Source organism: Pedobacter sp. JCM 36344 (genome assembly GCF_046546555.1).
Taxonomy (GTDB): Bacteria; Bacteroidota; Bacteroidia; order Sphingobacteriales; family Sphingobacteriaceae; genus Pedobacter.
In genome coordinates, this window is sequence record NZ_JBKHKK010000003.1 from 66,286 (window position 1) to 79,315 (window position 13,030).

The 13,030-nt window shown below is 39.3% G+C and carries 12 protein-coding genes and 1 tRNA gene; 5 read left to right on the plus strand and 8 right to left on the minus strand.

What is annotated here, in order from left to right; all coding sequences use genetic code 11:
- Positions 1 to 132 precede the first annotated feature (132 nt).
- The 5 genes from ACHFIZ_RS03855 (at position 133) to ACHFIZ_RS03875 (ending at position 4,829) form a co-directional block, all read left to right on the plus strand.
- Positions 133 to 214 (plus strand) — tRNA-Leu (locus ACHFIZ_RS03855).
- A gap of 68 nt (positions 215 to 282) precedes the next feature.
- Complete coding sequence (gene tig, locus ACHFIZ_RS03860; protein WP_410883041.1) at positions 283 to 1,629, plus strand: trigger factor; 1,347 nt, start codon at positions 283 to 285, stop codon at positions 1,627 to 1,629.
- A gap of 164 nt (positions 1,630 to 1,793) precedes the next feature.
- Positions 1,794 to 2,486 carry an ATP-dependent Clp endopeptidase proteolytic subunit ClpP gene (gene clpP / locus ACHFIZ_RS03865; RefSeq protein ID WP_410883043.1) on the plus strand — a complete coding sequence of 231 codons (693 nt, stop codon included), beginning with the start codon at positions 1,794 to 1,796 and terminating at the stop codon, positions 2,484 to 2,486.
- A 2-nt stretch (positions 2,487 to 2,488) separates the two neighbouring features.
- A complete protein-coding gene (gene clpX, locus ACHFIZ_RS03870; protein WP_410883045.1) occupies positions 2,489 to 3,730 on the plus strand; it encodes an ATP-dependent Clp protease ATP-binding subunit ClpX in 1,242 nt (413 codons plus the stop codon).
- 235 nt (positions 3,731 to 3,965) lie between these two features.
- Positions 3,966 to 4,829, plus strand: coding sequence for an AMP nucleosidase (locus ACHFIZ_RS03875; RefSeq protein ID WP_410883046.1), 864 nt, complete (start codon positions 3,966 to 3,968; stop codon positions 4,827 to 4,829).
- Here ACHFIZ_RS03875 and ACHFIZ_RS03880 read toward each other — a convergent pair.
- From ACHFIZ_RS03880 to ACHFIZ_RS03915, 8 genes are all read right to left on the minus strand, one after another.
- Positions 4,826 to 5,326, minus strand: coding sequence for a SixA phosphatase family protein (locus ACHFIZ_RS03880; RefSeq protein ID WP_410883048.1), 501 nt, complete (start codon positions 5,324 to 5,326; stop codon positions 4,826 to 4,828). The two genes, ACHFIZ_RS03875 and ACHFIZ_RS03880, sit on opposite strands and share 4 nt — an antisense overlap.
- Positions 5,304 to 6,329, minus strand: a complete 1,026-nt coding sequence (locus ACHFIZ_RS03885; protein ID WP_410883050.1) for a glycosyltransferase family 9 protein — start codon at positions 6,327 to 6,329, stop codon at positions 5,304 to 5,306. Before ACHFIZ_RS03885 ends, ACHFIZ_RS03880 begins: the two co-directional genes overlap by 23 nt.
- Before the next feature lie 3 nt (positions 6,330 to 6,332).
- Positions 6,333 to 6,935, minus strand: a complete 603-nt coding sequence (locus ACHFIZ_RS03890; protein WP_410883052.1) for a DUF4254 domain-containing protein — start codon at positions 6,933 to 6,935, stop codon at positions 6,333 to 6,335.
- A gap of 18 nt (positions 6,936 to 6,953) precedes the next feature.
- A complete protein-coding gene (locus ACHFIZ_RS03895) occupies positions 6,954 to 8,630 on the minus strand; it encodes a DNA polymerase/3'-5' exonuclease PolX (RefSeq protein WP_410883054.1) in 1,677 nt (558 codons plus the stop codon).
- A gap of 18 nt (positions 8,631 to 8,648) precedes the next feature.
- Positions 8,649 to 9,038 carry a LiaF transmembrane domain-containing protein gene (locus ACHFIZ_RS03900; RefSeq protein WP_410883056.1) on the minus strand — a complete coding sequence of 130 codons (390 nt, stop codon included), beginning with the start codon at positions 9,036 to 9,038 and terminating at the stop codon, positions 8,649 to 8,651.
- A 113-nt stretch (positions 9,039 to 9,151) separates the two neighbouring features.
- The gene (locus ACHFIZ_RS03905; RefSeq protein WP_410883058.1) at positions 9,152 to 9,955 is read right to left on the minus strand and encodes an ABC transporter substrate-binding protein; all 804 of its coding nucleotides are present in this window, start codon (positions 9,953 to 9,955) and stop codon (positions 9,152 to 9,154) included.
- 18 nt (positions 9,956 to 9,973) lie between these two features.
- A complete protein-coding gene (locus ACHFIZ_RS03910) occupies positions 9,974 to 12,304 on the minus strand; it encodes an ABC transporter permease (RefSeq protein ID WP_410883060.1) in 2,331 nt (776 codons plus the stop codon).
- 42 nt (positions 12,305 to 12,346) lie between these two features.
- Positions 12,347 to 13,030, minus strand: coding sequence for an ABC transporter ATP-binding protein (locus tag ACHFIZ_RS03915; protein WP_410883062.1), 684 nt, complete (start codon positions 13,028 to 13,030; stop codon positions 12,347 to 12,349).

Here is a 13,030-nt window from a genome sequence, read left to right on the forward strand (position 1 = left end):
ATTAGTTCAGGCATTGCAAAAAATCTTAACCTGTATTTCAGCAGGTTAGAGGAAACTTCTAAAATTAATTTTGTTAGCGCTTTGCTAATTAAAAACAATCTCTATCTTTGCAATCTTAATTCAATCCTAACTGCGGATGTGGCGTAATTGGTAGCCGCACCAGACTTAGGATCTGGCGCTTCACGGCGTGGGGGTTCGAGTCCCTTCATCCGCACAAAAATTCCCCCGCAAAACGGGGGAATTTTTATATATAGACGATTATAAAAACATTGATTCAGAAAAATGAACATTACACAGGAAAAAATTAATGACTTAAATGCAGTTGTAAAAATTAAAATAGCGCCTGAGGATTACACTGAAAAAGTTGATAAATCTATAAAAGAGCAAGCTAAAAAAGCTAACCTTCCTGGTTTTCGTAAAGGAATGGTCCCCATGGCTCACATCAAAAAAATGTATGGCAAAAGTATACTTGTTGAAGAGATCAATAATTTATTAAGCGAGACGCTGAATAAATATTTAACTGATAATAAAGTAGAAATCCTTGGTCAGCCGCTTCCAGTAATGGACGATACAAAGAAATTCAAATGGGACAATACAGACGAGTTCGAATTTGATTACGAATTAGGTCTCGCTCCTGCTATAGACGTCAACATCACATCAAAAGATAAATTCACTGAATATAAAGTTAAAGCTGACGAAGAAACGCTTGCATCACGCATCAAAAATATCCGCCGAAGTTATGGCAAAATGACAAACCCTGAAGTTTCGGCAGATGATGATGTACTTTATGCCGAATTAACACAACTTTCGCCCGATGGTTCAGTTTTTGAAGATGGCATAATTAGTACCGGCTCTATTCGCTTAGATCAGGTTATGGATAAAAAAATTGAAAAGTCTTTAATCGGTTTAAAAAAAGATGATGTAGTTGAGCTGGATGTTTCAAAAGCTTTTGATAAAAACGAAGTGGTGATTGCCAAATTGTTAAACATTAGCGAAGAGGATGCTGCAGCGCTCGATTCCAAGTTTACGATGGTGATCAAAAACGTAAATCGTTTAGAAGAGTCTGATTTAAACCAGGAGTTCTTTGATAAATTATTTGGCGAAGGTACAGTGACTGACGAAGCTGGATTTACGACTAAGATCACTGAAGAAGTGGAAGGAATGTTCCAGCAGGATGCAGATCGCAAATTGCAGAACGACATCTACAAGCAGCTGATCGAGAGTGTGCAAATTGAGCTTCCGGATGAGTTTTTACATAAGTGGTTAAAAGCTACTAACGAAAAATTGACTGTCGAAGAGTTGGCTGAGGGATATGATGATTTTGCTAAAAACTTGAAGTGGACATTAATTGAGAATAAACTGATCCAAGACAACAACATTGAGATTAAATATGAGGATGTTTTTGCTACTGCTAAGCAACGTTTGGACGCTCAATTTAGAATGTACAGCCCTGCTCCTATGCCGGAAGACCAACTGGCACAGTATACTGCGACTTTCTTGAAAGAGAAAGACAATGCAACACGCATATTTGATGAGGTAAAAGCACTAAAAGTATTCGAATACATCAAATCTGTGGCTACTTTAGACCAACAAGATATACCTTACAACAAATTTATAGCATTGAAATAAGCTGATCTTCAATACGATTTGATGGATTTTTGAATGAGGCGGCTTTATTAAGGCCGCCTTGCTTATATAAAATAAACAAATTTTACAATGCCACAATAAATTACCACTTTAGTTTAACTATTTTGGTGATCACAGTTAAATACTAGATAGATAATTTTATTATTATGAATATAGATAAAGACGAATTCAGAAAATACGCAGTTAAACATCATCGTATTAATGGTCTAAATGTTGACCGTTATATTGGTGCTACTAACAATTCTCCAAAAAGCATGACTCCTTATATTATTGAGGAACGGCAGCTGAATGTTGCGCAGATGGATGTATTCTCCCGTTTAATGATGGATCGTATCATCTTCTTAGGTGATGCGATTTATGATGGGAACGCAAACATCATACAGGCACAATTGTTGTTTTTACAATCGACAGATAACAATAGAGACATCCAGATTTACATCAACTCACCAGGTGGCTCTGTTTATGCAGGCTTGGGAATCTATGACACCATGCAATACATTGCACCTGATGTAGCTACAATCTGTACTGGTATGGCAGCATCTATGGGTGCAGTACTTCTAGTTGCAGGAGCTAAAGGAAAACGTGCTGCATTACCTCATTCCCGCGTAATGATTCACCAACCTTCAGGTGGTGCCCAAGGAGTTGCTTCAGACATGGAGATCAACTTGCGAGAAATGCTTAAATTGAAGAAAGAATTATACGACATCATTTCCAATCACTCAGGAAAGAGTTACGAATGGGTAGAAAAGGCCTCTGACAGGGATTACTGGATGAAGGCTGACGAGGCTAAAGAATTCGGAATGATTGATGAAGTGTTGAGTGCGAGTAAGAAAGATTAATAATGGCTAAACAAAATAAAGAATCCCGTTGCTCTTTTTGCGGATCAGGTAAGCAAGACACATTAATGCTTATTGAAGGTTTGGATGCATTTATCTGCGATAAGTGCGTTACCCAGGCCAACCAGCTGCTTGTTCAGGAATTGGGAAGCAAAAAATCAAAGGGTCTTGACTCTTCGGTTACTTTACTGAAACCACATGAGATCAAGGCACACATTGATCAATACGTTATTGGTCAGGACGATGCGAAAAAAGTTCTTTCTGTAGCGGTATATAACCATTACAAAAGATTAAGCCAAAAAATTGACAAAGGCGATGAAGTAGAGATAGAAAAATCAAACATCATGCTTGTTGGTGAAACAGGTACAGGCAAGACTTTGCTGGCCAAGACAATCGCCAAGATCCTTCATGTACCATTCTGTATCTGTGATGCCACCGTATTAACAGAAGCAGGATACGTTGGTGAAGATGTAGAAAGTATTTTAACACGTTTACTGCAAGCCGCTGACTACGATGTCGCTTCTGCGGAACGTGGCATCGTTTATATTGATGAAGTAGATAAAGTAGCCCGAAAAAGCGACAATCCTTCTATCACAAGAGATGTATCAGGTGAAGGCGTACAGCAGGCATTATTAAAAATTCTTGAGGGAACAGTGGTAAATGTACCTCCTCAGGGTGGACGGAAGCATCCTGATCAAAAGATGATTCCAGTAAACACTAATAATATCTTGTTTATTTGCGGCGGAGCTTTTGATGGCATTGAACGTAAGATTGCAAACAGATTGCGCACGCAAGCGGTAGGTTACAAAGTTAAAAAAGACGATGTTGATCTTGATTTGAAGAACCTTTACAAGTATATCACTCCTCAAGATTTAAAATCATTTGGTTTAATTCCTGAGTTGATCGGAAGGGTTCCTGTGCTGACGCATTTAAATCCTTTAGACAAAGAAGCATTGAGAAATATACTTACAGAACCGAAGAACTCGTTGTTCCGCCAATATGTAAAGTTATTTGAGTATGAGAATGTAGAATTGGCATTTGATGATGATGTAATAGATTTTATCGTTGATAAGGCAATGGAGTACAAGCTTGGCGCAAGGGGACTCAGGTCAATTTGTGAAGCTATTATGCTTGACGCGATGTTTGATATCCCATCAGATCCAGATGTCAAGGAGCTGCACATCTCATTAGATTATGCGGTGGAGAAATTTGAAAAAGCCGACTTTAAAAAGTTAAAAGCTGCTTAAATATTTGATCCCCGGTTCCGCCGGGGATTTTTTTTAAGTAATGTTTTAAAGTTTAGGCGCTAAAGTCTTTTTTAACGGCGTGTCATTATAAAATGCGCATTCTCCTGAATTTATTTCAGGACCTCGGAGTAGAAAAGACCTAACATGACCGAGATGCTGAAATAAATTCAGCAGAACTATTTTCAAAACAACATGACGATCACAAGCAATAGAATACTAACAAAAACAATTATATATGAACGAAGAAAAAGATGTAAAAAAAAATGAAAACATCCCAGCAAAGGCAAAAAAAGTAAAAGAGGTAAATTCTGCAATTAAAGCAGGTTTGAAAAGTAAAGCAGACATCGTAAAAAATTGGTTGCCACGTTATACAGGCAGACCGCTCGACCAGTTTGGTGACTACATTCTGTTAACCAACTTCAGTAAATACCTTCAAATGTTTTCTGAATGGAACGATGATGCCCCAATAATGGGTCTCGATAAGCCCATGCAAAGTGTTACTGCCAACGGAATCACGATTATTAACTTCGGAATGGGTAGCCCTCTGGCGGCGACCATGATGGATTTGCTGACAGCAATTAGTCCGAAAGCAGTATTATTCCTTGGGAAATGTGGAGGTTTAAAAAAGAAGAATCAGCTAGGAGATTTAATCTTGCCGATCGCAGCGATTAGAGGTGAGGGAACGTCCAACGATTACCTTCCTGCTGAAGTGCCTGCCCTACCCTCTTTTGCATTGCAAAAAGCAATATCAACAACAATCAGAGATCACTCGAGAGATTACTGGACGGGTACCTGTTACACCACCAATCGCAGAGTTTGGGAGCACGACAAACACTTCAAGAAGTATTTAAAAACTCTAAGGGCAATGGCTGTGGACATGGAAACAGCAACTATATTTACCACTGGTTTTGCTAACAAAATCCCAACAGGTGCTTTGTTATTGGTATCAGACCAACCTATGATTCCTGAAGGTGTAAAAACAGCTGAAAGCGATAGCTCAGTAACCACCACTTATGTAGAAACGCATTTGAAGATTGGAATTGATTCGTTGAAGCAACTGATCAATAACGGCCTCACAGTGAAACACCTGCAATTTTAATCACCATCAGGACTTTTTGGATAATCGATATCTATAAGTGTTCCTGATCCATGACTGATTTCTTTCCAGTCGTTTACTGGAAACTCGATTAATACAACGCCGCAAGTGGGTAGATTATAGATATTCGCATTACTCAAGTAGTTCGCGAAATCTGTAAAACCTGGGTTGTGACCAAATAATGCAGCTCTTTTGTATTTATTATCAATATTATTCACAACCTTCAACAATGCGGGAGTTTCAGCTTCATAAATTGAACTGTCTTGTTTGATTTTTTCCACAGGGCGATACCAAGCCTGTTCGAAATGGCTCGCAGTTGTAAAAGCTCTTAGTGCCGGACTACTGATCAGTACCTCTGGCACAAGATCCTTTTGAACTAATCTAAGTGCCATTTCAGGGGCATCCCTATGGCCCCTTGGGTTTAGAGGTCTGTCAAAATCCTGAAGGTGCGCATTGCCCCATTCAGATTTTCCATGTCTAACTAATAATAGCTGTTTCATGATCACGAAGTTTATCAATTACTTTATCAATAACATTCTGCTCTGGCAAATTGTTCATACAAGCGAAATCTCCACGATAGCATGGAACGTTACCATAAACTGAGCAAGGGCGGCAATATAAATCCAGCTGAACAGCATCGTTTATAGATTGGCCATAACCCAAAAAACCCACATAAGGATGTGTTGCACCCCATACTGAGACTACCGGCACATTTTTCAACGATGCCAGATGCATTCCCGAAGAGTCCATGCTTAGCATCAAATCAAGTTTAGCAATAAAGTCCATTTCTTCACCCAATGTCATCTTTTTAACTAGTGACGTTATATTCTGATGTTTCGATTCCCAATCAACAGCAACTAATGCTTCCTCCGAAGAACCACCGAAGATGAAAAGTTTAAAACCTTTTTTCGCAAGTTCTAGCAAAACCCTTTCCATCTTGTGAACCGGATAAACCTTTTGCAAGTGTTGGGCAAATGGACTGACTCCGATCCACTGCTCGTTACCTGGCTTTTGATTGTTTACAGGGCTAAGGTTATTTGTTAATGTCAAGGGATAGCTTAGTTTCTCAAATACCTCTGCATATCTGGAAACTGTAAGCTTTAATGGTTTGAGTTCTTTATTTCTCTTTCTGGTTAGACGCATTTTTTCTGACCTTCCTTTATCTACAGATACCGTGCTAATTCCGCCGAAGAAAAAAAACAGACACAATACTTTACTCCTTAAATTGTTGTGCAAATCCGCAACTTTAGTGACTTTGCACTTTTTTAGTTCAAAAAATAACTTTATAAGGCCAAAGAAGCCTTTATGCTTTCTTTTCGGTTCAAATGAAAGGAATTGCAAGTTAGGTATACCATCGAAAAAGGGCTCAAAAGTAGCCCTGCTTATTACTAAAAGTTCTTCCAATGGATAAGCTGCGGAAAACTCCTTAATAACCGGGACTGTCATTGCCACATCTCCCATTGCGGAGAAACGAATAACCAGTATCTTAGCCCGTTCAGCCATTAGTTACTTAGGATTGTAAAGAACAGGATTCAGATTGGGATCGTTGTACATCTTCATTTGCTTGTAGACTTTCATGTACTTATCACCGTTTTCAATATCCTGAATTAATTCATCCAGACTTAAGGACAGATCGATTCTTTGATTAAGCAAGATTGCCAATTTGTCTCCACAGCTTATTCTGTGTCCTTCAGAGGCATTAGAACGTAGAGTCTCTTCATTCATATGGTATATTTTCAGCGCCAGAATGGAAAGCCTGTCCACCACCCATGCCGGACTTTCAGAGTTAATTTTTGCCTCAGCCTTCGGCTGTCTACCTTTGAACTCCTTCAGAAAATAGCTATCAATATATTCCACAACATCTGTGCGTTCCTGATTAGAGGCATCAATACGGCGCTTCCATTGAAGACCAGCGACAGGATCAATAGATGGATTTCTAACCACATCTTCCATATGCCATTGTACCGTATCAATCCAGCATTTCAGATACAGCAGATGCGCAAGTGTACCGATCCCATAGGGATTAGTCGCCAAGTTCTCAATATCGTTTTGTACATGATAGTCATTTATGACTTCTTGAAATATCTTATTGCAAAGTTGACTAATCATGAATCAAAGGTAAGGATACTATTTTTTATTGTTGAAATAATGCGTAATATGTTGTAGGCTGAAAGCATTCAGACACTGAGTGGCTTGTAACCCACCTTTTCTGCCTATTAGAACACCATATCTCACATCGTGGAAACCCTCAGTTCTGTGCGCATCCGGATTTATAGAAAGTAGTACGCCCCTTTCTAATGCATACCGATGCCAGCGCCAATCTAAGTCTAGTCGCAAGGGATTCGCGTTGATTTCAATCACAACATTATTCGCAGCACAAGCATCAATTACTTTTTTATAATCTATCGGGTAACCTTTGCGGCTTAATAATAGTCTGCCGGTAGGATGACCTAATATGGTTGTATAAGGGTTTTCGATTGCAGTAACCAGTCTGGATGTTGCCTTTTCCTCATCCATCCGAAGGATGCTGTGCACAGAAGCCACCACAAAATCAAAGGTCTTTAAAACATCTTCAGGATAATCCAGTGAGCCATCATACAAAATATCGCTCTCAATTCCCTTGAAAATCTTAAAAGGTGCTAGTCGTTCGTTTAAGGCATCAATTTCTATATGCTGGGCGTAAATTCTTTGCTCATTCAAACCATTTGCATAAAATGCTGATTTAGAATGATCGCACATTCCGAGATATTCGAGCTGTAAATGATCTTTGCAATACAATGCCATCTCTTCTAGCGTATTGACTCCGTCGCTCCAAGTCGAGTGGTTATGTAAGCTTCCCTTGAGATCGCCATATGCTATCAAAGTTGGTAAAGTGTTTGACTTTGCTAAAACAATCTCATCAAGACACTCCCTTAGTTCAGGTTCGATAAAGGCTAAACCTGCCTTTTCGTAAATAGCATGTTCAGTATCATAATGGCCTTCTCCAGCCAACGACATCACTTCTTCCACATGTCCTGGGTTCCCCGTTAACTCAAAATAGCGGAGATAAAATCCACTCTTAGGTACCAGATGCAGTAATATTTTTAATCCGAATGGTGTTTTGGCTTCATGTAGCATGGGGCTGATCGCCTCAAACTGCAATGGTTCAAAGCTGGGAAGTTTAAACGCGATCTCATCCAGGTCTTCAGCACCTAAAACAAGTTTTATTTCTTCAATGATTTCAACACATCTTCTGTATGCTCCGGCCACTCCAAGTAAAGCTTCACCTTCCACATCATTAAGCCAGACTGAGAGGTCTTCAAATAGTTTACTGACAATTGGCTCCGCTTGCGCATAAAGGAATTTACCCTCAGCAGCCATCTTAAATTCAATGATTTTACGAATCTCTTCTTGAGTCTTTAAACCAAATCCTTTAGCTTCAATGAGCCTGTTTTCATTACAGGCATAGTAAAGTTCTCCTATGTTTTCGATTGCAAGATCCTTCCAGATTACAGCAATCTTCTTTGGCCCTATCCCTTTTATTCCTAGCATTTCTACAATCCCTTCGGGAGTGTTGGCGAGGATTGCCTGTAAGTCAGCCATTGTACCTGTCTGTAGCAATTCCCAAACCTTTCCAGAAATGCTTTTACCTAGTCCATCCATTTGTCCAATCTCCTCAAGGGTCTTGTCCTTAACTGCAAAAGGGAGCTTGTCAACCTTGAACGCGGCGTTCGTTACCGATTTAATCTTAAAGGGATTTTCATTATGAAGCTCCATTAACTGAGCTAACAAACGAAGCGTGCGTGCGATGGCCTTATTTTCCATAAGTCACTAAATTAAGAATTATTTTGCCTCTGGCGAAGATTGGTCAAAGTTCAACTTGTCTTTTCTAAAGTGACCAGTACAGAAATCAGGGTTGTGTTTTGGTTTAAGTATAACGTATAAGCCTAATCCAATTAGAATGATTGGGAGTGCAAAATCGCCCAATGAAAAAAGCACGATACTTTTCAAGGTCAACATGGAACCAATAATGACCATTACAATCCATCCACCTGGCCTAAAGTTTCTATTATATCCAATCAATAAACCCACAATTAGTAAGAAAGATTTCCAGCTGAGGATCCAAAATGGAACTAATATCCCTAGGTTTCTAACTATAAATATTCCTCCGATAATGATAAATAAAATACCAATGTTAAAGTTGCGGTTGTTTTTTCTGTTTAGAGTTTCCATGACTTCTTTTCTTCAAAATTATTAGAAAAACACATGCACATCAATGCTCAACTGGTATCAGGCGGCTTTTACTCGGTAAATGCAGAAAATTCGTCGGTGAAATCCCTTTGAATTTATTTGGCCGCTATCTCCTTTTGAAACTCGAAAAAATATTGAACTGCTTTTACCAATCTACTACCATACCAGGAAAACATTTCTCCATCAACAAGCATGACTTTCGAGTTAGGTAAGAATGTTTGAATTTCCTGAACATGCTTACGTACAAAAGGATAAGGTTCAGATGATAAGAATACTAGATCAGGGTTGAGGGACACTAGATCATTAACGTCTAATTCTGGGTACCGGCTCAATTTTACCACATTTGTCATCCCATTCAGGGCAAGAATATCACTGATAAAAGTATCCATGCCGGCCACCAGGTAAGGGTTTTTCCAGATTAAATAAGCCACCTTCTTGTTGATTCCCCGCTCCAGCGCCAGTGTCTGAAGATCTGAAAAACCTGTGGTTATAAGGTGCATAAGGTAGGAGGCCTCAGGTTCACGATCTACCAATGCACCTATTTGAAAGATAGTTCGTTTAGCATCTTCTAATGTGTAGATATTGCTCATCCAAACGGGAAACAGCGCACACAGCTCTTCGATATCGCTTTGACTGTTTTCTTCTTTGTTCCCGATGATTAAGTCAGGTTGAAGTTCCTTAATCAGGTCAATATTAAGTTTTTTAGTGCCACCAACTTTTATACATCGTGCAAACTTATCTATGGGATGAATACAAAACTTAGTAAGTCCTACTACCTCAGCATCCAATCCAAGATCAAACAACAATTCAGTTTGAGACGGAACCAGCGAGACAATGCGCTTTGGTGGATAGGCAAAAGTGACTTCGCGAGAAAGCTGATCGGTAAAGGTTCGCTGCATGTTGCAAAGATAAACAGCTTATTCATACTTCAATGCGTTAATCGGGTTTGAAACTGCCGCCTTGTAAGTTTGCCAGCTTACTGTAATCAAAGCAATAAAGACAGTTAAAAACGCGCTAAGTAAAAATAGCCAGATTGAAAGTGGTGTTCTTACGTCGAAGTTTTCCAACCATTTGTTCATAACCACAAAAGCAATTGGTACTGCAATCACAATACCTATAAGCACTAACTTTAAAAAACCAGAGGAAAGTAGCGACATAAGTTGAGAGATAGTAGCTCCTAAGACCTTTCTAATGCTTATTTCCTTTTTCCTTTGCTCAGCACTGAAAGCGGATAAGGCAAATAAGCCCATGCAAGAAATAAAGACAGAAAGGCCTCCAAATAGATTGGCCAGCATGCCTAAAATTGTTTCATCCATCAACTTAAGCTCGTTCAATGTATCTATAAACTTGATTTGCGCAGGAAAATTCGGATTAAGCTCCTTTAGAACCTTTGAAACCATAACGACACTTTTACTCAAACTCATTTTAGGGTTCAGCCGCATCGTGATCACATCGCTATAATCTTCATAAGCTATTACCATTGGTGCTTCTACCACTCCGGGATTACCCCATACAATGTTTTTAAATACTCCGATTACAGTGCACTGTTTTCCTTGATACAGAATTCTTGAACCAACCGGTTCTTTTAATCTCATCACCAGTGCTGCTTTTTCACTTAGCAACAGACCCACACTATCTGAAGCAAATTGGCGACTAAAGTCTCGTCCAGCCAATATTTTGATACCCATGGTTTCTGTAAAACCATCCAAAGTATAGATCTGATCAAAGTCAATATTCTTATCAGTGGCAGACATCCCTTCCCATGCTAAACCTCGAATAGTGCTTTTCCTGTCTGTGATACCGCTGGACGATTGAGTCATATTTAAAATAGCCCCACTTTTTAGTAGTTTTGACTTTAGCAGATCATACTTTAAATACAGAAGACCTTCATGTGGCACTTCGATTAGTCCGGAAGACTTATAACCCAGAGGTTTGTTTTTCAAATATTGTATTTGCTTGTAAATGGTGGCAGTGGCGATTATAAGGACAAACGCAAACACGAATTGCCCAACTACAAGCGCTTGTCGAAGGCTTAAGCTCAATCCTTTCCTTGCATTGAGTGCACTTTTTAATGACTTTATAGTACTAAGTCCAGAAAGATAAAATGCAGGATAGCTTCCTGCAATAACACCAGTAAAAATCAATACTCCGAATAAAAGCAGCCAGGTTGTAGGATTCACATAGTCAATTACTATTTGGATTCCTAAAAGTGAATTGAACCAAGGTAGACTAAATTCGACTATGACAACACTCAGTAAAATACTGAGTGCGGTTAGCAGCAATGATTCAAGGCCAAACTGTAATATCAAAGAAAACCTGGATGCTCCAATGGTTTTCTTTACCCCAATTTCTTTAGCTCTTTTCTGTGCATTCGTTGTTGAAAGGTTTATGAAGTTAATGCATGCAATCATCAAGATACCAATGGACAAACCTATGAACAAATGGACTTGTTGAATTCTGCCGCCGCTAGGCTGTCCGCCAACAAAGCTTCCATGCAAGTGAATATCGGTCAGTGGGTATAGAAAGATATCTTCTTTTGCTCCCTTGAGATTTCTCTGTATCAACCCTTTCAGTTTGTCATTGAGTGTGGCAATATTAGAGTTTGCCTTTACTTTGACTAGCGTGTAATAATTATGGTTACCCCATGCTGGTGCCTTCGGCCATTCATTAAGGTTCTCAAATAATTTCCAAGTGGTTAAAGCCTGGAAATTATAAGTGATGTTGGCAGGAAGGTCTTTTATCACACCGCTAACCTTTAAAATGGCTTGGTCTTCAAACCGAACCGTCCTGTTTAGTACCTGTGTGCTTCCGAACAATTTTCTGGCAGCACTTTCAGTCAGCACAACTGAATTTGGATCAACCAACGCCTTACCAGGATTGCCGCTTAGAAAAGTGTAATCAAAAATATTTAAGACTTCTGGATCTGCATATCGGCTTTCTAGCTTCAGACTATTATTTCCGGCTTGAATTAATCGTGGATAAATATCTGTAAGCCTGGCACTCTCTACTACCTCTGGAAACTCTGATTTTAATGTGCCGGCAAGTACATTTTGAGTTTGATCAATTGTTCTTAAGATGCTACCATCAACGTCATACAGATTTATCATCCCTTGATATAGCTTTTCTGAATCTTTAAATTGCTTATCGTAACTACTCTCATACGAGATATATAATAAAAGCAACAAGCAGGATGAAATGCCTATTGCTAATCCCACGACATTAATTAATGAGATCGATCTATATCTCATGAGGCTACGTAAAGCGATTTTAAAGTTCAGCCTAAACATATGCTAGGATGCAGTTTTGATATCTTCTTTAATCACACCATCCAGCAAATGAAGAATTCGCGTTCCATATTGTGCATTTACCTCAGAGTGGGTCACTTGGATAATTGCTATACCCTTTTCCTGATTGAGTTTCTTAAATAGTTCCATAATCTGCAACGCTTGGGCTGATTGAAGGTTACCGGTCGGCTCGTCTGCCAATATAACGGATGGTTGAGCAGCTAAAGCTCTCGCTATTCCTACCAATTGCTGTTGTCCTCCCGATAACTGATTAGGAAATAAGTCCCTTTTGCCCACCATATTAAAGCGGCCGAGCATATCTGCGACCCTGCTTTTGCGCTCAGAACTGCCTATTTTTTTATATAATAGAGGAGCTTCAATATTCTCCGCAACTGTCATCTCATCAATAAGATGATAGGCCTGAAAAACAAAACCGATATGGTTGCGGTAGAGTTCAATTCTTTTCCGCTCGTTTAATGAAGTAACATCTTCTCCCATGAAGTTGTATACGCCGTAAGTTGGCTCTTCCAGCATACCTAGTATATTGAGTAACGTTGACTTACCCGCACCAGATGGCCCCATAATGGATACAAATTCACCCTCTTGGATGCTGGTTGTCACATGGCGCAATATGTAACTCTTAACGCCTTTGTTTGAGTAATACTTTTCTATGTTCTGTAAATCTATCAT

Bases quoted from the DNA above. Each gene is read 5' to 3' on its own strand.
- tig (WP_410883041.1), top strand. From the start codon at position 283: ATGAACATTACACAGGAAAAAATTAATGACTTAAATGCAGTTGTAAAA.
- clpP (WP_410883043.1), top strand. From the start codon at position 1,794: ATGAATATAGATAAAGACGAATTCAGAAAATACGCAGTTAAACATCAT.
- clpX (WP_410883045.1), top strand. From the start codon at position 2,489: ATGGCTAAACAAAATAAAGAATCCCGTTGCTCTTTTTGCGGATCAGGT.
- ACHFIZ_RS03875 (WP_410883046.1), top strand. From the start codon at position 3,966: ATGAACGAAGAAAAAGATGTAAAAAAAAATGAAAACATCCCAGCAAAG.
- ACHFIZ_RS03880 (WP_410883048.1), bottom strand. From the start codon at position 5,326: ATGAAACAGCTATTATTAGTTAGACATGGAAAATCTGAATGGGGCAAT.
- ACHFIZ_RS03885 (WP_410883050.1), bottom strand. From the start codon at position 6,329: ATGGCTGAACGGGCTAAGATACTGGTTATTCGTTTCTCCGCAATGGGA.
- ACHFIZ_RS03890 (WP_410883052.1), bottom strand. From the start codon at position 6,935: ATGATTAGTCAACTTTGCAATAAGATATTTCAAGAAGTCATAAATGAC.
- ACHFIZ_RS03895 (WP_410883054.1), bottom strand. From the start codon at position 8,630: ATGGAAAATAAGGCCATCGCACGCACGCTTCGTTTGTTAGCTCAGTTA.
- ACHFIZ_RS03900 (WP_410883056.1), bottom strand. From the start codon at position 9,038: ATGGAAACTCTAAACAGAAAAAACAACCGCAACTTTAACATTGGTATT.
- ACHFIZ_RS03905 (WP_410883058.1), bottom strand. From the start codon at position 9,955: ATGCAGCGAACCTTTACCGATCAGCTTTCTCGCGAAGTCACTTTTGCC.
- ACHFIZ_RS03910 (WP_410883060.1), bottom strand. From the start codon at position 12,304: ATGAGATATAGATCGATCTCATTAATTAATGTCGTGGGATTAGCAATA.
- ACHFIZ_RS03915 (WP_410883062.1), bottom strand. From the start codon at position 13,030: ATGATAGATTTACAGAACATAGAAAAGTATTACTCAAACAAAGGCGTT.